This window comes from Haloarcula sebkhae, assembly GCF_014647415.1.
Taxonomy (GTDB): Archaea; Halobacteriota; Halobacteria; order Halobacteriales; family Haloarculaceae; genus Haloarcula; species Haloarcula sebkhae.
This window is the reverse complement of sequence record NZ_BMPD01000003.1, coordinates 115,756-133,507: the sequence shown is the minus strand read 5'-3', so window position 1 is coordinate 133,507 and position 17,752 is coordinate 115,756. Positions and strand designations below refer to the sequence as shown.

At 62.9% G+C, this 17,752-nt stretch carries 22 protein-coding genes; 9 read left to right on the top strand and 13 right to left on the bottom strand.

The annotated features are described in order from the left end of the window. Window positions 1-26 precede the first annotated feature (26 nt). Genes IEY38_RS10410 through IEY38_RS10400 form a run of 3 tightly spaced genes read right to left on the bottom strand, consistent with a single transcriptional unit; the run spans window position 27 to window position 2,078 of the window. Window positions 27-593, bottom strand: coding sequence for a magnesium transporter (locus tag IEY38_RS10410; protein ID WP_188977586.1), 567 nt, complete (start codon window positions 591-593; stop codon window positions 27-29). Continuing rightward, window positions 594-1,172: a magnesium transporter gene (locus tag IEY38_RS10405; protein ID WP_188977583.1), complete on the bottom strand. Its 579-nt coding sequence runs from the start codon at window positions 1,170-1,172 to the stop codon at window positions 594-596. A gap of 54 nt (window positions 1,173-1,226) precedes the next feature. After that, complete coding sequence (locus tag IEY38_RS10400; protein WP_188977581.1) at window positions 1,227-2,078, bottom strand: hypothetical protein; 852 nt, start codon at window positions 2,076-2,078, stop codon at window positions 1,227-1,229. Between the two features lie 131 nt (window positions 2,079-2,209). Here IEY38_RS10400 and IEY38_RS10395 point away from each other — a divergent pair, with 131 nt between their 5' ends. From IEY38_RS10395 to IEY38_RS10370, 6 genes are all read left to right on the top strand, one after another. Continuing rightward, window positions 2,210-3,607 (top strand): substrate-binding protein, encoded by a 1,398-nt coding sequence (locus IEY38_RS10395; RefSeq protein ID WP_188977579.1) that lies wholly within the window; start codon window positions 2,210-2,212, stop codon window positions 3,605-3,607. Window positions 3,608-3,739: 132 nt separating this feature from the next. Continuing rightward, window positions 3,740-4,678, top strand: a complete 939-nt coding sequence (locus IEY38_RS10390) for a branched-chain amino acid ABC transporter permease (RefSeq protein ID WP_188978222.1) — start codon at window positions 3,740-3,742, stop codon at window positions 4,676-4,678. Continuing rightward, a complete protein-coding gene (locus tag IEY38_RS10385; RefSeq protein WP_188977577.1) occupies window positions 4,675-5,766 on the top strand; it encodes a branched-chain amino acid ABC transporter permease in 1,092 nt (363 codons plus the stop codon). The genes IEY38_RS10390 and IEY38_RS10385 overlap by 4 nt, the downstream gene beginning before the upstream one ends. After that, window positions 5,763-6,521 carry an ABC transporter ATP-binding protein gene (locus IEY38_RS10380; RefSeq protein WP_188977575.1) on the top strand — a complete coding sequence of 253 codons (759 nt, stop codon included), beginning with the start codon at window positions 5,763-5,765 and terminating at the stop codon, window positions 6,519-6,521. The genes IEY38_RS10385 and IEY38_RS10380 overlap by 4 nt, the downstream gene beginning before the upstream one ends. Beyond that, the gene (locus IEY38_RS10375) at window positions 6,518-7,261 is read left to right on the top strand and encodes an ABC transporter ATP-binding protein (protein WP_188977572.1); all 744 of its coding nucleotides are present in this window, start codon (window positions 6,518-6,520) and stop codon (window positions 7,259-7,261) included. Before IEY38_RS10380 ends, IEY38_RS10375 begins: the two co-directional genes overlap by 4 nt. Then, the gene (locus IEY38_RS10370; protein WP_188977570.1) at window positions 7,262-7,945 is read left to right on the top strand and encodes a thioredoxin family protein; all 684 of its coding nucleotides are present in this window, start codon (window positions 7,262-7,264) and stop codon (window positions 7,943-7,945) included. An 8-nt stretch (window positions 7,946-7,953) separates the two neighbouring features. Here the strand turns inward: IEY38_RS10370 and IEY38_RS10365 are convergent, their stop codons facing one another. The 3 genes from IEY38_RS10365 to IEY38_RS10355 all read right to left on the bottom strand — a co-directional run bounded on the left by IEY38_RS10365 (window position 7,954) and on the right by IEY38_RS10355 (window position 10,501). Further along, complete coding sequence (locus tag IEY38_RS10365; RefSeq protein WP_004594022.1) at window positions 7,954-8,352, bottom strand: universal stress protein; 399 nt, start codon at window positions 8,350-8,352, stop codon at window positions 7,954-7,956. A 109-nt stretch (window positions 8,353-8,461) separates the two neighbouring features. Beyond that, complete coding sequence (locus tag IEY38_RS10360) at window positions 8,462-9,871, bottom strand: signal recognition particle protein Srp54 (protein WP_188977569.1); 1,410 nt, start codon at window positions 9,869-9,871, stop codon at window positions 8,462-8,464. 117 nt (window positions 9,872-9,988) lie between these two features. Next, window positions 9,989-10,501, bottom strand: a complete 513-nt coding sequence (locus IEY38_RS10355) for a hypothetical protein (protein ID WP_188977568.1) — start codon at window positions 10,499-10,501, stop codon at window positions 9,989-9,991. 178 nt (window positions 10,502-10,679) lie between these two features. On the opposite strand from IEY38_RS10355, the gene IEY38_RS10350 reads away from it, so the two are divergent. Genes IEY38_RS10350 through IEY38_RS10340 form a run of 3 tightly spaced genes read left to right on the top strand, consistent with a single transcriptional unit; the run spans window position 10,680 to window position 12,717 of the window. Beyond that, on the top strand, window positions 10,680-11,588 hold the full coding sequence (locus IEY38_RS10350; RefSeq protein ID WP_188977567.1) for an AEC family transporter: 909 nt from the start codon (window positions 10,680-10,682) through the stop codon (window positions 11,586-11,588). Window positions 11,589-11,636: 48 nt separating this feature from the next. After that, on the top strand, window positions 11,637-12,011 hold the full coding sequence (locus IEY38_RS10345) for a cupin domain-containing protein (RefSeq protein WP_188977566.1): 375 nt from the start codon (window positions 11,637-11,639) through the stop codon (window positions 12,009-12,011). 55 nt (window positions 12,012-12,066) lie between these two features. Continuing rightward, on the top strand, window positions 12,067-12,717 hold the full coding sequence (locus IEY38_RS10340; protein ID WP_188977565.1) for a bifunctional 4-hydroxy-2-oxoglutarate aldolase/2-dehydro-3-deoxy-phosphogluconate aldolase: 651 nt from the start codon (window positions 12,067-12,069) through the stop codon (window positions 12,715-12,717). Between the two features lie 51 nt (window positions 12,718-12,768). Here the strand turns inward: IEY38_RS10340 and IEY38_RS10335 are convergent, their stop codons facing one another. The 7 genes from IEY38_RS10335 to IEY38_RS10295 all read right to left on the bottom strand — a co-directional run bounded on the left by IEY38_RS10335 (window position 12,769) and on the right by IEY38_RS10295 (window position 17,744). After that, window positions 12,769-13,287, bottom strand: coding sequence for a cell wall anchor protein (locus IEY38_RS10335; protein ID WP_188977564.1), 519 nt, complete (start codon window positions 13,285-13,287; stop codon window positions 12,769-12,771). Window positions 13,288-14,150: 863 nt separating this feature from the next. Continuing rightward, entirely contained in the window at window positions 14,151-15,440 is a 1,290-nt protein-coding gene (gene ftsY, locus IEY38_RS10325; protein WP_188977563.1) for a signal recognition particle-docking protein FtsY, read from the bottom strand. A gap of 6 nt (window positions 15,441-15,446) precedes the next feature. Continuing rightward, window positions 15,447-15,908 (bottom strand): prefoldin subunit alpha, encoded by a 462-nt coding sequence (gene pfdA / locus IEY38_RS10320; RefSeq protein WP_188852004.1) that lies wholly within the window; start codon window positions 15,906-15,908, stop codon window positions 15,447-15,449. Continuing rightward, window positions 15,905-16,078, bottom strand: a complete 174-nt coding sequence (rpl18a, locus tag IEY38_RS10315) for a 50S ribosomal protein L18Ae (protein WP_004594032.1) — start codon at window positions 16,076-16,078, stop codon at window positions 15,905-15,907. Before rpl18a ends, pfdA begins: the two co-directional genes overlap by 4 nt. 567 nt (window positions 16,079-16,645) lie before the next feature. Beyond that, window positions 16,646-17,311: a translation initiation factor IF-6 gene (locus IEY38_RS10305; protein WP_188977561.1), complete on the bottom strand. Its 666-nt coding sequence runs from the start codon at window positions 17,309-17,311 to the stop codon at window positions 16,646-16,648. A gap of 2 nt (window positions 17,312-17,313) precedes the next feature. Continuing rightward, a complete protein-coding gene (locus IEY38_RS10300) occupies window positions 17,314-17,592 on the bottom strand; it encodes a 50S ribosomal protein L31e (protein WP_004518347.1) in 279 nt (92 codons plus the stop codon). Then, window positions 17,592-17,744 (bottom strand): 50S ribosomal protein L39e, encoded by a 153-nt coding sequence (locus IEY38_RS10295; protein WP_004518346.1) that lies wholly within the window; start codon window positions 17,742-17,744, stop codon window positions 17,592-17,594. Before IEY38_RS10295 ends, IEY38_RS10300 begins: the two co-directional genes overlap by 1 nt. Window positions 17,745-17,752 lie beyond the last annotated feature (8 nt).

Below are 17,752 nucleotides of genomic sequence, written 5' to 3'. Positions count from 1 at the left end.
GCTACCGCAGTGCCGACACCGACCTGTCACACGAGGACGCGAACAGCACCGAACAGCACCACCACGCCCAGCACGTCACAGACGTTCGTGACGACGGGGATGACCACGTCGTCGGGGTCCAGTTCGAACCGGTAGGCGGCGTAGGTCGTCACCGTCGTCACGACGATAGCCAACAGTGCCAGCAGGCTGCCGCTGACGAGCGCGACCAGCACGACCGTCCGGAGCGGGAGCGCAGTGCCGCCAATGACCGTCTGGAGGAGCCACGCGCCGGCACCGACAAGCGGGAACAGTGTCACCGCGAGCGCAAGCGTAGCGATAGCGTTGCCGGCCAACCGGTCGTCGGTTGCCGCAAACGACAGGAGGCCGAGGTGAAACGCCGTCGAGAACCGCGCTGCGAGGATACTACCGAGGTTGCCGGCCATCCCGATGGTCACCGGGACGAGCACGAGCAGTGAGGGATACTGCAGCAGTGTTCCTTCGAAGGTATCCAGCACGAGGCCACTCCCGAGTTCGATAGCGGTGAGTACGATCAGAATGGGGAACATCGTCCGGACGATGCCCGAAACCGACCACTGGGAGGCGAACTCCGCCACTCAGCCACCCCCCAGCGCGAGGACGAGTCGGGTCGCGCCCAGCAGCGTCGCGATGCCGACGACGTCGCCCGTCGTCGTCACGACCGGGCCGGCCAACGTATCCGGATTGAGTCCGCGGCGGTAGCCGACGAACACGACCGAAACGACGGCGATAGTCAACAACAGCCCGGAGACGAAGCCCGCGATGAGCGCAATGGCGACGAGGGTCGTGAGCGGGGCCGACGGTCGTCCGACCAGCGCGAGCAGGGCGACAGCCATCACCGCGGCGACCCCGCTGATGAGTACGCCGTTTGCCAGTGCCGCCGTGACGGCGGCGTTGATGCGGTCGTCGTCGAAGGAGAACCGCGGGTCGATAAGCCCCTGATGGAGCGCCGAGCCCAGACGTGCACCGAGTGAACCGTAGACGTTCCCTCGAGTGGCGAGCAGCGCCGGGACGAGCACGAGCAGTCCGGCGACATCCTGTAACTCCGCGTCCATGCCGCCAAGGACAACACCCGCGAAGAGGCCACCGACTGCACTGAGTGCCAGCACCGGGAGCGCTTCCCGGTAGGCTTCGAGTGCCACCTCGCGGACAGTCATTGCAGGGCGAAGGACGGCGAGCGAAAAAAAGCCCCCTGATGCGCTGGCCCCCACTCAGCCGGCGGTCGACCGAGCCCTGTCGTACCACGGTGGCCGCCCGACTGTCGTGTTCCCGACCGCTGTAAACCGGACCGTTCTAGTTACTGTGACTGGGTCGCCGTCGTCCGTGACTCTCGTGTACTCGGTCCGGTAGTGTCGGACGAGTCCTGCTCGAGTGACGTGGGCGACGAGCGTCGCGTTCTCCCGGGACGCCCACGCTGTCGACGTGGTGTTTTCCCGCAGTCGGTCGCCCCTGATGACGCAGACAGTCCCGTCTGACTGCTGGGACTGCAGGGCCCGGGTGTGGAACGGGGCAACAGTCCGAGTGACATCGGCGGCGGGACGACCGTTCAGCGCGGCGGCGTGGACCCAGTATCGCCACGTTCCGGCGTAGCTGTCCGGCGGGTCGTACTCGTTGTGGACCGTTTGATTGTCGCGCACGAGTCGGCGGAGATACGTGTCGCCATTGGACCAGAACGACGCAGTCGCCGGCGGCCGGCCGAGGAGCACCGGGGCTGCGTGCCCGCGGACGGAGATGTTCGTGAGGTACGTCCGGTTCGCGTCCAGCGCGACATGGACCCGGAGGTGGGACCGCAACGACCCGTTTGCATACCGGACGGTCCGGTTCATCGTCAGCGTGTATCCGGTTCCGTTGAGACGGTCCCCGTGAGCGGACCCGAGGAGGGATGGGCTGGTGACGCCCGTCGACCCAACACCAGCAGGATACGTGGTCCCAGAGTCGGTCGGTACCGGCGCAGGCGTCACCGGCGTCGGCGAGCCGTCACCGCCGCTGAACCCGAACCCGCCACAGCCAGCGGTAACGACGATGGTGAGGACGAGTAGCTGCCGACGCAGTTTCCTCGTCATGTTCTAACAAACCAATCAGGTCGGAATAAGTCTACGGATCGCCATTTATCCGGAATATGTCGTTCTATAGATGTGAAATCGTTGATTAACCTACCGAAACTATTATGATATATACAGACACCGTATGGAACATGCCAACTAATGGCAAATCGGTCAACCGACGACAGTTGCTGAAGAGTACGGGCGTCGCAGGTGTGGCAGGGCTGACGGGACTGGCCGGTTGTTCCGGTGGCGACGGTGGCGACGGCGGTGGCGGCGACAGTGGCGATGGCGGTGGCGACGGTGGCGGTGACGGCGGCGACGACTACCCGTCACTCGGAAATTTCCCGGTGGAGGGCGACACAGTCACGTTCGGATTCAACGTTCCACAATCCGGTCCCTACTCGTCAGAGGGGCAGGACGAACTCCGGGCATACGAACTCGCCCAGAAACACCTCAATAATGGGGGTGGCTGGGTGGACAGCTTCGAGGGCCTCAGCGGCGACGGCGTCCTCGGGTACACGGTCGACTCGGTGAACGGTGACACCGCGACCGACGCCGACACCGCTCGACAGGCCGCTTCGCGGATGATAAACCGGGATGACGTGGTGATGATTTCAGGCGGCTCTTCCAGTGCAGTGGCCATCGCCGTGCAGGGCCTCTGTCAGACTGAGAATGTCATGTTCATGGCCTGTCTGACCCACTCGAACGACACGACCGGGAAAGACTGCGCTCGGTACGGGTTCCGAGAGATGTTCAACGCGTACATGACCGGCCAGGCACTCGCGCCGGTGCTTGAAAACGAGTACGGCTCGGACAACGAGTTCTATCAGCTGTACGCCGACTACTCCTGGGGCCAGACCCAGCAGGACTCGATGAACCAGTTCCTCTCGGAGATCGGCTGGGAGGAAGTCGACAGCGTCCCGACGCCACTCGGGACCAGCGACTTCTCCTCGTATCTCTCCGAGGCCGCAAACAGTGGCGCGGATGTACTCGTCCTGAACCACTACGGGCTGGACGGCGCGAACTCCGTCTCACAGGCCGTCGATGCCGGTATCGACGAGGACATGGAACTCGTCGTCCCGCTGTACAACCGCCCGATGGCACAGGCCGCCGGTGGCTCTATCGAAGGTATCTACGGAACGATCGCCTGGGACTCCCAGATCGACAACGAGGCGTCGAACGCGTTCACGCAGGCGTTCCAAGACGAGTACGACCGCGTCCCGTCCGGACCGGCTCAGCTCGCATACGCACAGACGCTCCAGTACGCAGCCGCCGCCGAACGAGCGGGCACGTTCTACCCGCCGGAGGTCATCCGCCAACTGGAGGACTACGAATACAGCAACATCGGCATGGGCCAAGAAACGATGCGTGCCTGTGACCACCAAGCCCAGCGGGACATTCCGGTTGCCCAAGGGCTGCCTGAGAGCGAACAGGGCGACGGGAACTTCATCGACATTGTCGAGATCACGTCCCGGGACGACGTCGGCTATGGCTGTGACTCCGGACCGGCCGCGGAGTGCGAACTCGGCGAATACGGCGACGAATAGAGCAGAATCCGGACAGGGGAGCGTACCCCTCATGATTTATAGTGCATGAGGTTGCCTTACTTGATACACAAAAACTAGCATGATTAGGAATACGCAGATAGTACGAGCAGAGTGCAGTGGGGTGACTCCGACGTGACGCTACTCGCAGATATCCTCACGATCTTACTGAATGGGTTGCAACAGGGCGCAATCTACGTCCTACTCGCGGTCGGGCTATCGATTATCCTTGGGACGCTGAAGTTCGTCAACTTTGCCCACGGAGCACTGTACCTCGTCGGCGCGTATCTCGGCCTGTTCATAACTGGACAGGTCCCGTTGAACAACGGTCAGTTAGCGGAATGGGGAATCCAATCATACGGTATCGGACTGGGGTTCGTCGCTGCACTGGTCATCGTGCCGATTGTCGTGTTCGTTATTGGACTGCTGATGGAGCGGTTCATCGCACAGGCGTTTTATGACCGCCCCGATACCGACCAGATTCTCGTGACGTTCGGGCTCGCAATCATCGTCCAGGAACTGCTCCGGGCGCTGCTTGGCGGGAGCAGCCAGCCGTTCCCACAGCCCTCGTGGGCATCCGGTCCAATCGCGCTGCCCGTGGTCGGAAACTTCCCGCGCTGGCGACTCGGCGTCATCGCGATTACCGCAGTCCTCGTCCTAGGCGTGTACGCACTCGTCGAGTACACTGACTTCGGCCTCATCGTCCAGGCCGGTACCCTCGACGGCGAGATGGTTCGACTGCTCGGGATCAAACTGAGCCGCCCGTACCTCGTCGTGTTCGGCATCGGTGCCGCACTCGCCGGCGTGGCCGGCGTCGTCGGCGGCCCGCTCGCGAACGTCAACCCCAACATCGGGACTGAACAGTTGGTGCCAGCGTTCTTGACCGTCGTCATCGGCGGTGTCGGGAAAATAGAGGGAGCCGTGGTAGCCGGGCTGATGCTGGGGACACTACAGGTACTCCTCATCCAGACCGGCTATGCCGCCTGGAGCCAGGTCGGAATCTACGCGCTTGCGGCCGTAATCCTGCTGGTGCGTCCGCAGGGGCTGCTGGGCTCGGAGGTGGATGTCTCGTGAGCGACGAACCGGGCGACGCGACTGCCACGGCGGCAGCCGACACGGACACGGAGGTCACCGGCGGCTTCGCCGACCGGTGGGCCAGCTTCCGCGACCGGGAGATCTCGACAGTCCTGCTCACCGTCGTTGGTGTGGCTGTCTTCCCGTTCCTGTTCAACAATTTCCTCAACGGCTACACGCAGCTGGCGACGCTGATGCTCATCTACGGCATCTTCGCCGTCGGCTTCGACATCCTGCTTGGCTACACCGGCCTGCTGTCGTTCGGTCACGCCGTCTTCTTCGGCGGCGCGGCCTACGCCGCGGGCATCTTCAGCGCAAGCGTCAGCAGCTCACCGCTGCTCGTGTTGCTCGCCGGCACAGCGTTTGCGGTGCTGATGGCGTGGATCGTGGGCTTCCTGTCGCTGCGCCGTGGCGGGATTTACTTCGCTATCCTGACGCTGACGTTCGGCCAGATGTCGTTCTACCTGGCGGCGTCGCCGCTGGCCTTCCTTACCAACGGTGAGAACGGCTTCACCTCCGTAGATATCGGCAGCCTACTGGGCGTTATCGACATCCACGGTGGGGTGCCGTTCCCGCTGACGATGCTGGTCGACAACATGTTGTACGTGTTCGTCGCCGTCATGACGGTGCTGTCAGTCGCGATGGCGAACCGTATCCTGCACTCGCCGTACGGAACCGTGTTTCGCGCGATTCGAGAGAACGAGCGGCGAGCGGAGTTCGTCGGGCTGGATGTCTGGCGGTACAAGCTGATGGCGTTTATCATCTCGGCGGCGTTCGCTGGCATCGCCGGGAGCCTGTTCACCATCGAGGGGAACTACGTGCCACTGCAGTCGCTGTACTGGACCGAGTCCGGCCGCGTCGTCATCATGACCGTCCTCGGCGGCGTCGGGTCGCTGTTCGGGCCGCTGTTCGGCGCCGGCCTGTACCTGTACATCGAGAACATCGTCAGCGGGTTCGAGACGCTCGGCCCGTTCTGGCACCTCATCCTCGGCATCGTGTTCGTCGTCGCCGTCGTCCTCTTCCCCAACGGCATCTGGGGCGGTATCGACTACGTCCGTGACATGGTTGTCGGAGGTGAGGACGAATGACGGTCCTCAAGACGGAACGGCTCACAAAGCAGTTCGGCGGCCTCACGGCCGTCGACGAGGTGGATCTGGAGATAGAACAGGGCGAGGGTGTGAGCCTCATCGGCCCCAACGGCGCGGGGAAATCGACGTTCATCAACCTCGTCACCAGACGGCTCGAACCGAGCTACGGCGAGATCGCGTTCCAAGGGGATTCCATCATCGGGATGGACCCACACGAGGTCGTCCAGCGGGGGATGAGCAAGTCCTTCCAGACAGCCTCGATCTTCCCCGAACTAACCGTCAAGGAGAACGCGACCATCGCGGCGCTGGCAGCCGAGCACGGTTCGTTCCGGTTCAACTTCTTCCGGAATCAGAACAGCTACCCGGCGGTCGACGAACTGGCGAACGAGGTCCTCGAGTCGGTCGGTCTGTACGACGAGCGGGAGAACCAGGCCGATAGTCTCGACTACGGGAACAAGCGCCGGCTCGAACTCGGCATCGCGCTGGCCGCCGAACCGGACATGCTACTGATGGACGAGCCGACGGCGGGAATGTCACCCGACGAGACGAAATCGACCGTCGACCTCATCAAGCGGGTCAAAGAGGAACTCGACCTGACATTCCTGCTTGTCGAACACGACATGGAGATCGTCTTCGACATCTCCGACCGCATCGTCGTCCTCAACCGTGGGTCAGTTATCGCAGAGGGGACGCCGACGGAGGTACAGAACGACCCCGCTGTGCAGGAAGCGTATCTCGGAGGTGTCGAGGAATGACGCTGCTCGACGTAGACAACATCAACGGCTACTACGGCGAGAGCCACATCATTCAGGACGTGTCGATGAGCGTCGACGACGGCGAAATCACGGCCCTGCTGGGCCGTAACGGCGCGGGAAAGACCTCGACGCTCCGGTGTATCTCCGGGGCGACGCCGCCGGACGTCCGGAGCGGTGCGATCCAGTTCGACGGGACGGACATCACCAACGACCCGCCGGAGGACATCGCCGTCCGCGGCATCTCGCTGGTCCCGGAGGAACGGCGCGTGTTCACTGACCTGACCGTCGCCGAGAACCTCCACCTCGCGGACACCGTCCGCAACAAGTCGAACACTTGGCGACGGAAGCTCGATTTCCGCGACGAGGGGATGTCGGCCAACGAGATCTACGAGTACTTCCCGAGACTCGACGAACGGCGGTCACAGAAGGCCGGCACGCTCTCTGGCGGCGAACAGCAGATGCTCGCCATCGCCCGCGCGCTCCACCAGAGCACCGACCTGTTGATGCTCGATGAACCGTACGAGGGGCTGGCGCCACAGATCATCGAGTCCGTCGAAAACGCCATCAGGCGAATCAGCGAGGACGGGACGACGATACTGCTGGTGGAGCAAAACGCCGTGGCAGCGATGAAGATCGCCGACCGGTGTTACGTGCTGGACCGCGGGCAAGTGGTCTTCGAAGGGCCCGCCGAGGAACTACAGCAGGATCAAGAAACACGCGACAAATATCTGGGTGTCTGAATGTCGGAAACTCAATCTCCCGAAGCGCTACTCGACGCACTGCAGTCGGAGGGTGTCGTCGTCATCGACGCGGAAACGGATGAAGTCAGCACGACAGAGGCGTTCGAGGCCGACCGCGAGGTATACTACGACACCTACGTGACGATGGGCGACGCGGAGTTCCACGAGTCTGTCGCCGAGGTGTTCGGCCTCGATTCGGCTGCCGAAGCGGCCGAACGGGTCGACGAACTCGACGTTTCACGCGAGGAGTTCGCCACGTTCCTGACCCTGCGGTCGAACGTCGACGATTCTTACACCATCGTGGAACTGACGACGATGGCACAGATGGCGACCGAACTGGGGCCGGAAACGCCGGTCCCCGACGCGGTCGAGCATCTGGACGACGACAGCTACGAGGCGTTCGTCAACGCCCACGACCGGTGTGTCATCACCGTGTGGAAACTGTTCTGTGAACCCTGCGAAGCGATGAAAGAGCAGTTGGACGAGGTCCTGGCCGCGTTCCCGGACGGCGTCCCGGTCGGTGGCCTCGCCGGCGAGCGGTCCCCGGAGTTCTGTCAGTCGGTCGGGGTCAACGCGGCCCCCGCCGTCGTGCTGTTCGAGGACGGCGAACCCGTCGAGCGGATCACCGGGCGGACGGACCCGTCGCCGCTCGCGGAACGAGTCGAAGAAGTGTACGACGTCTGACTGCGGCGTTACTCTTCTTCGCCGCTGCAGACGAGCACGGAACGATCCGTACCGAGAATCACACTCTGTGTAACGCTGCCGAACAGAACCTTGCCCGTCGGCGTCCGCTTTCGTCCGGCGACGACAATCATATCGGCGTCCTGCTCGTCAGCCAGCCGGAGGATTGCGTCGGCCGGTTCGCCGCTTGACTCTTCCAGCGCCACCTCAACGCCAGCGTCCTCGAGGACTTCTCGTGCCCGGCGCACGGAGGCCACCTGATCGACGGACGCGCCTTCGGGGTTCTCCTCGAAGTCGTGTAGCAGCGTGACACGGACCTGGCTGGCGTCCATCGGAACTTCGGTTATCGCTTCCGCGATGGCGGTCCCACGAGCCTCACTTTTGTCTATCCCAGCGACAATTTCGTACATGCTCGCTTCATCCGTAGGACGGGCCAACCCTTAGTTCTGGCCCGGATTTCGAACATAGATCATCAAAAATAACGCCACGTATCACGTCCCGCAGATCGACGCAGCGGCGTTAGTCGCCGAACGGCCCCATACCGCCGCCACCCATACCGCCCATGCCGCCACCGCCGCCACCGCCCTGCTGCATCTGTTTCATCATCCGCTCCATGTCGCCGTCACCCATGCCCTGGAACTGCTTGAGCATCTGCTCCATCTGCTTGTGTTGCTGGAGGAGCTCACGAACCCGTTCCTCGGGCTTGCCCGAGCCGCGGCAGATGCGCCTGGTTCGGGACTGGCCGACGACGCGGGGGTTCTCCAGTTCCTCCTCGGTCATCGAGTCCATGATGACATCGAAGTCCCGCATCCGCTCCTGAGTCACGTCCATCGCGTCGTCGGGGAGCTGATCCATCAGCCCGCCGCCCAGGCCGGGAATCATGTCCATCACCTGGTCCAGCGGCCCCATGTTGTTCATCGTCTGCATCTGCTTGCGCATGTCCTTGAGGGTGAACTTCCCCTCCATCATGTCCTCGGGGTCCCAGTCCTCCTCGTCGCCTTCCTGCGTTTCCTCCATTGCGCGCTCGACGCGCTCGGTGAGCTGTTTGAGGTCGCCCATGCCGAGCAGTCGGGAGATGAACCCGGAGGGCTCGAACCGCTCGATGTCCTTGACCGTCTCCCCGGAACCGAGGAAGGCAATGGTGGAGTCGGTCTCGTTGACCGCAGCGAGCGCGCCCCCACCTTTGGCCGTCCCGTCGAGCTTCGTGATGACGACACCGTCGATACCGATGGCTTCCTCGAAGTCGGCGGCCTGGCTCTTGGCACTCTGGCCCATCGCCGCGTCCAGCACGAGCAGGTCCCGGTCGGGCTGGACCTCCTGCTCGATGCGTTCGATCTGCTCGATTAGCTCCTCGTTCAGGCCGTCACGGCCTGCCGTGTCGACGATGCGAACGTCCGCGCTCTCCGTCGCTTCCAGCCCGTCGCGGGCGATCTTCACCGGGTCGTCCTCGTCGGGGTCGCCGTAGAAGTCCACCTCGGCGCGCTCGGCCATCTCCTTGGACTGGTCGTACGCACCGGGCCGGTCCGTGTCAGTCTGGATGATTGCCGGCCGGAGCCCTTTCGTCGAGAACCACCACGCCATCTTCGCTGCCGTCGTCGTCTTCCCCGACCCGTACAGGCCGGCGAGCATGATGGTCTGCTCCTCCAGCGGGAGTTCGGTCGACTCGCCGACGAGGTCGACCAGTTCCTCGTAGACAATCCGCAGGACCCAGTCCCGCGGAGTTGTCCCTGCCGGCGGCTCCTCTTCCAGCGCACGCGTCTCAATACTATCCGAGAGGTCCTGTACGAGCCCGACATCCACGTCAGCCTGCAACAGCGACCGCTGAATCTCCTTGACGATATCCTCGATGTCTTCCTCAGAGAGCCGGGACTTCCCCCGGAGGTCGTCGAGTGTCCCCCGGAGTGAACTCCCAAGATCGTCGAGTACCATTGTTAGCGCGAGATACGCGACGGTGCGGGTAAAGGCTTGTTGTCATGCGCCCGACTCCCCTGCAAGTCCGGAGCCGCGGGCTGACAGCAGTCAGAGAAAGTGGTTGTAGGGAAGCCGCTATGCGCGACCGTTCAGCGGGCAGACGAAGAAGTCGGGTGGGCCGAAGCCGGGACGACCGAGAGTGACGTTGATGTAGTCTTTGTCTAAGATATCGCTATCGCTTGTCAGCGGTGCATCGTCATTGAACGCCTGGATGTCAGTCACCGCTGCCGAGAAATGCGTCCACTGCCCACCGTTCCAGTCCCGGTCACCGGGTGCTGACTCGGAGACGAACGGTGAGCGTTGGTCGGCACTCACCTTCTCGTTAGCCACGATCGGTTTATGTCCGTCATGGAGGAAGTAGATTTTGTCCTCCGGGTCGGGACGCTCGTCGAGGACGTTCACAACGTTTGTCCGCCAGAGTACGTCGTTCGCATAGACACGACCGAACTCTTTCCCCGTACCGCGCTCATCACCGTTTCCAGGGTTCGCTGCAGTTGCTCCAGTCACAGACAGCCCAACACCTGCGACGCCGAGGGCTGCTGTTGACCGGAGAACCTGTCGCCGTGTCGGTTGTTCGCTTCCAGTCATTGTGCTTCGGAGGCTTTCTCCGCCTCCACGGTTCACCACGGAGAGGGATATTGAGAATATTTTTCAAAGATCCTTCAAATTCAGTCCCAATTCTCTGTGAACTCTCTCCAGCTTCTCCACTGATACTGTTTCTGCCCGTGGCGAAAGGGTCAAAAAGACGAACCGATTGGGGACCAACATGGCCGTTCTCGGGCAGCTCGGATTCATGGTCGCGTTTCTCTCGGCCGGCGTCGCCGCCGGCCATTTCGGGCTGTTGACCGAGCGGCGGACGGATAGCCTCACCACACTCGTCTTTACCGTCGCGCTGCCGGCGCTCATATTCCGGTCCACGTACGACCGCCCGTTACAGGAGATCGTCTCACCGGCGCTACTCGGGGGGTTCTGGGCCGTCATCGCGCTGACGATAGCGCTGGGCTGGCTCGTCCATCGACGGCTGGATTCCGCCGACCGCCGCAGCGTCTCCGTCGTCCAGTCGTATCACAGCAACATGGGGTTTCTCGGGCTGCCGCTCGTGGCGGCGACGATGGGCAGCGAAGCGACAGCCGTCGCCAGCGTCATCCTCGGTATCGGCGCGGTGACCCACGTCCCGGTGACGGTGTTCCTGCTGGTCCGTATCAACGGCAGCGACGCCTCGCTGCTGACCGAGTGCAAGAAACTCGTGACGAACCCGGTACTCATCGCGCTGGTGGCTGGCATCACAGCCTCGGTCCTGTCGCTGTCCGTTCCGGAGTTACTCATCGGTGCGCTCGGCCCGCCGGCTGAACTGGCGTTGCCGGTCGCCCTGCTGTGTATCGGTGCGACGCTCGACACGGACCTTCCGGTGTCGGATCTGCAAAAAACCGTCAGCATCGTCGGGCTGAAGGTACTGTGGATGCCGGCGCTGGCGTGGCTGGTGTACTCCTCGTTGTCGATGGACGCGACAGCGCTGGGTGCGGCAGTCGTGATGCTCGGCACGCCAACGGCGGTGTCGACGTACGTCTACACGACGGAACTCGGCGGCGACGCGGCGTTCGCTTCGCTGAATGTCTTCACGTCGACGGTGGTCTCCATCGGAACGCTGTCGCTCCTCGTCTGGCTGTTCACCTGACGCCCCGCCGTGGTCACGCTTTTGCCCGCCGACGCCCCCACCGACGGTATGGGCTATCACCAGATCGATCCGCAGGACCTGTCGGAAACCGAGGACTACCCCTGTGACCGGCGCGGCATCTCCGACGCCGCCGAACTCCATGCGCTCCACGCGGCCACCTACAAGATGGCGCCCGGAGAGGACCTCTCGCGGGCCTATCACTACCACGAGACGCGCGAGGAACTATTCTACGTACTCGACGGCACGCTTCACGTCGAAACGCCCGACGAGGAGTACGTCGTCTCGGCCGACGAGGCGTTCGTCGCCGAGCCGGAGAGCCCGCAGCGCGCGCACAACCCGGCTGACGCCGACGAATCGGTTACTGTGCTGGGCGTCGGCGCGCCGCCGACCGACATCGCGCGCCCGTACGACCCGGACGCGTAGCGAGTGGGCCGGAGGTTCAGACACGCTTTTCAGCCACCCCGTCACAGTTGCGCCTATGACGAGTAAACAGGCGGTACAACAGGAACTGGTCGACAGCGGAGTCACGGCAGTCTTGCGCGGGATTCCCGAGGAAAAGATGGTCGACGTGGCGACAGCCGTCCACGAGGGCGGCGTCACGGCGCTGGAGCTGACGGCCGACGCGAAGCGCTGCTCGGACATGATCGCCGCCGTCGACAAAGCGCTCGACGACACAGACGCCATCATCGGGGCCGGGACAGTCATGGACGCCGCCGCCGCCCGCAACGTCATCGAGGCTGGCGCGGAGTTCGTTCTCGCGCCGAACCTCAACGAAGAGGTCATCGACGTGTGTAACCGCGAGGGCGTCCTCGCTATCCCGGGCGTCATGACGCCGACGGAGGCCGCCGACGCGATGGAAGCGGGCGCGGACATCCTGAAGATGTTCCCAGCGAAAACGGTCGGCCCGGCCCACATCGGCGCGCTGCAGGGTCCGCTCGGCGACGTCCCGATTATGCCGACTGGTGGCGTCTCGACCGACAACGTCGACGAGTTCTTCGACGCCGGTGCGGTCGCCGTCGGCGCGGGCTCGGCGCTGGTCAACTACGAAGCAATCGAGAACGACGACATGGACGGCGTCCGCGAACAGGCCGCGGCGTTCGTCGACGCCGTCGAGGCCGCCCGAGAGTAGCAACAATCTCACCTGATCGGTGGGGAACGGCTCTGGTACGGTGCGGGCGGGTTACACTTCGGTTTCGTTCGCGGTCGTTTCGTTGCCTGTCTCGGTCCCGGCCGTATCGGTCTCATTGCCGGGTAGTTCAGTTTCGTTGCTAGGTACTTCGGTTTCGTTACTGGATATGTCCGTTTCGTTGCCCGGAGTATCTGTCTCGTTGCCAGGCGTTTCAGTTTCGTTGCCCGGTACTTCAGTCTCATTGCCTGGTAGATCTGTTTCAGTATCCGGCATCTCGGTCTCGTTCCCGGGAGCATCAGTTTCGTTCTCGCCGAGTTCCGTCTCGGTATCCATTCCGGTTTCGGCCTCAGTTTCGGAGGCAGTCTCAGTCTCCATCGCCGGTTCTGTATCGTCGGCCGTCATCGCGTCAGTCTCTTCAGCCGTCGGCGTGTCCGGGGCTTCCGCACCGCCGCCGTCGGTCTCCACAGTGCTGTTCCCGCCGCTACCGCCAGTGTCACTACAGCCAGCGAGCGCCACGAGTGCGCCGCCTGCGATCTTGATAACGTTTCGTCGAGATGTCAGTCGTCCCATAGCGTTTGCCCGAAGACTACCAAGGCAATTTATGAATGACCTGCTAAGTGTCTGACAGAGCGGATTAGCCACACCCGAAGGTGTGCTAGTTCGCAAAACAATCGGTTTCAGACCCTGATTAGTTCGAATCCAGTATTTCGACCGGTTCACAAGTAGTTCTACGCTTCGATCGCCCGAACTTCGACGTGCCGCGGTGTGGTTCGATACTCGGGTTATAATTATGCACACTGTTCCCGAGCGGTTATCGAGTACATAGGTATGTGCGTCCCAGGTTGCACTAGCCTGCCCTGCGCCGTGAGTCAGACACCCGCTCCGGGGTCAAAACCCGCTCAATCTCAGTTTAGCAACGTAATAACCCGTGAACGGTCAGTGCCTGCATCAGTCTCCATACCTTCAGGAACTCCCGCAGCCGCGGCTGTCGTCACCGTCGCCTAGAACACCGGGCATCGACTCGCTCCCGTCAGTTACGAACTGTACTCGTCGGTAGGGAGACGGCGGTCATCCGAAGATGGCCCGAGGAGTTCAGGTGCGACATCAGCCGGCACGGCTTGCCGACGGTAGCGTCGGTCAGGCATCGCTGTCTCCCCCGTTCACGATATCGCCGGAAACGTCACATCGTTCAATTGTCTGCATTGGTGTCACGCTACAATATTGCGTAAATCAGTGATGAGCAGCGATCGACTTCAACGCGCTCCTGTCGGCGAAAACGACCACACCTCCGCCGATGTGGTGATATTTGCTGCATCGTACGCAGTGCAGTCCCGTCGAGAGCGCGCGACTGCGCCGGGTTTTCCACAATAAGGGCCAGCAATAGCTGCTCATAGCCCAGATATTGCGGCAATAATAACCTCGAAGTCCGAGCCTTATTCGCCGATGAGGCTGTCGACGATTTCCTCGGGGTCGAACGGTTCGAGGTCGTCGTAGTCCTGGCCGGTCCCCAGGAAGAGAATCGGCTTCCCCGTGACGTGAGCAACGGAGATCGCCGCGCCGCCCTGCGGATCGGCGTCGGCCTTCGTCAGGATCGCACCGTCTATCTCGGCGGCGTCGTTGAACTCGCGCGCCCGGTTGACGGCGTCCTGACCCGCGACCGCCTCGTCCACGAACAGCGTCATGTCCGGATCGATGTTGCGGTCGATCTTCTCCAGTTGGGCCATCAAGTCATCCGAGGTGTGGAGTCGGCCGGCCGTATCGCCCAGTACCACGTCGATGTCGTTGGCCTTGGCGTACTCGACGGCGTCGTAGACGACCGCCGTCGGGTCCGATCCTTGCTCGTGGGTGATGATCTTCTTGTCGAGGTTCTCGGCGTGTTTCTCCAATTGCTCGTTCGCGCCGGCGCGATAGGTGTCGCCGTTGGCGAGCACCGTCGAGAGTCCGCGCTCTTCGAAGTACCGGGCGAGTTTCGCAATCGAGGTCGTCTTCCCGACGCCGTTGACGCCGGTGAATACGATGGTGACCGGCTTGTCCGCCTGCTGGATCCGATCGTCGAAGTCGAACTGGCCGACGTTGATGACGTCGTACAGCGACTCGCGGAGCGCGTCCCGGACGAGGTTCCCCGTGCTGGAGAGCCGCCGGCGGGTCTGGCCCGTGAGGTTCTCCTTGACGCCATCAAGAATCTCGTTGGCGACGCTCATCTCCACGTCGCTCGACAGCAGCGCCAGTTCGAGGTCATCGAGGTGACTCTGCAGGTCCTCTTCCTCGATAACCGTCTTTCCGGTGGCCATGAGCTTCGCCTTCGCGGCGAGGCCGCGGCCGCCGTCGTCCTCTTCGGACGCCGAATCGGCTTCGGACGCCGAGTCCGCCTCGGTCTTCGGAGCATCGTCCGACTGTGAATCTGCGTCGGGGACTGCCTCCCCGTCTTCGACTGCCGTAGACGACGCTGTGGCTGACTCATCTAGCGCCCCGGAGTCGGCGGCTGACGGTTCAGAGCCAGTCCCGGACTGATCGTCCGTAGCTGCTGGCGTCGCCGCCTGCGTATCGCCTTCGGACGGCTGCGCGTCCGTTGCGGGCTCGGAATCAGTCGCCTGATCAGCCGGCACTTCCCCGTCCGCCTCGTCGGCGTCCGGTTCTTCCTCCGCTTCGAGTGCCTCTTCGTCGACGTCCTCTTCGACGTCGCTCGTGAACCCGCTGAGTTTGTCCTTCAGTCCGTCGAACATGCGGCCTTACTCGTCTTCCTGCTCTTGCTGTTGCATCATCTGCTGCATCTGCTGCTGTTGCATCTGCTGGGCCTGCTGTTCGAGCTCCTCCATCTCGGTCTCGACTTCGGCCTTCTCTTCCTGCAGGTCGCTAATGTGGTCGTCCAGTGTCTCCTTCTTGGTTTCCAGCGTGCTGACAGCGCCATCCTGCTCGCGTTCTGCGGAGTAGCCGCCACCGAGGGAGACGACGACTTCGTCGATATCCTCGATCGTTGCGCGGATGTAGGCGTCGCCGCCGAGCGGAACCTGCACTGTGGAACCGGAATCGAGTGTCTCGATGGCCTCGATGGCCTCGTCGATGTCAGTCTGCTTCTCACGGAGGCGTTCGATCTCCTCGTCGATGGCCTCGACTTCCTGCTCCATCTGCTCGATCTCCTGTGCGACTTGCTGCATCTGACCGCCGCCGCCACCGCCGCCACCGCCCATCATGCTGCCACCTCCTCGATCGTGATCTGCGTGCGCTTGAGGTTGTGCTGGGAGCCGAAGTCGCTGTAAACGCGCTCCTCAGCGACGTTCTCGTTTGGCGCGTCGACCTCCTTCTCGAACTGTTGTGGGCCGTCTCGGGCCGGGAAACTACCGCGAACAGTGTACGTGCTCATATACGCAGGTGCGGGCAGGGCAGGGAAGTATCTTCCCCTTCGGCCTTTTTCCAGAGACACAGCGATCCACGACAGAGTCGGGCAATACTCACCGCTATTCGGACCGATCCAGTGGCATCCGAGCCACCCAGAAACAGATCTTCAGCCCCTATTCGCCGGGATCTGGTGCGTACACCATATCGCCGCCACACTCCGGGCAGGACGGGCGGAGTACACCTGTCGAGTAGTCACACTTCCGGCAGACGAGACTGTTCTGGTCTTCCGCGGGCGGTGTTCGCTGGACCATGTGTGATATTTGGGAACACACCATATTATTCTTTGACACGAGTTGTCATGGTCACTCACCCCGGCAGATTTGCCGGGGCACCACGTACGTCGAGACATGAGCGAGACGACCTACCGGTGTGAGTGCGGTGCGACGCTGCGGTTCAGGCAGGATCTGACGCTGGACCGCGGTGGGACCAGCCGGTCTTGGGCGTGTGGAGACTGCGGACTACCCGTTCCGGGCGTGGTGGCAGAAAAACTCAGCCACCAGCATCCATCCTGAGCGGTGAAAGAGAAATCGCGTCAGTCGATGTAGCCGAGTGCCTGGTCGATACGGCCCAGTTCGGGGCCGGAGGTGTCCGAGCCACAGACGTAGCCGTGGTCGTTCGCGACCAGCCCGGAGCCGACAAGCGGACCACCGTAGTTGATGGTCCCGATGTCAGCCGGCACGTCGAGGATGTCCTCAAGTGCGTCAAGCTCGCCGTCCGTGGCCTTCGGATGGCAGAGCACACCCTTGTTGGTGGCGACGGCGGCGGTCCCGACGGTTGTGACACCGGCGATGACGCCACGTTCGACCGGGACCTCCAGCCCGTCTTTGACGGCCTGCACGGCGTCTCTGGAGAGGTCAGGGTGGACGTACGCGCCGTAGTCGTTACAGCAGACGACGTTGCCGGCGGCGTTGATTCGGCCGGGGAGCCGCGTCACGGGCACGTCGACGACATCCTGAATCCGTTCGATTTCGGTCTCGCGGACGCGTTCGGAGACGACCAGTCCGTTCTCGTTGCCGGTCGCGAGCGCGCCGACGGTCCCGGAGCGGCCGACGGTGGTCGGCACGGCTGGAACGTCGAGTTCGTCGCTCAGGTCGTCGAGCAGCGATTCGTCTAAGTCTGGGCGAACCAGCACGCAGTCGTCGGTCGCACGGGCGAACACACCCACGTACGACGACCCGGAGAAAGCCGCGCGGAGCAACGTTACTCTGCGGTCTCTGCTTCGACGATGGCTTCGCCCTCTTCCTCGAAGCGGGCGGCGCGAACACGGATCTTGCTCGGCGTGTTGGCGCGACCGCGGGCCCAGGCCGCCTCGTTGATCGAGGGGTCGAGGCGGACGGCGTCCTCGTCGACAGAGAAGTGTTTGGCGAGGTGCTCGCGGATGAGGATCATCGCCTTGTCTGCGCGCTTGTGGTTCGGTTCGGCTCGCGCGTCTCGGAGCGGGACGGTGACGACACGCTCCTCGAAGTCACTGGCGCTCATTATTCGTCAGTGTCGTTGCGCCGCCAGTGGCGTCGTTTGTGGTTGCGCTGGACTTCGCGGTCCGTCTTGAGCATGACCCAGGCCGGGACTCGACTGTTCTGGTTGTCGAGTTTGGCCAGTCGCTTCTTCGTAGCCTTCGATTTCTTACCCATGGTATGGT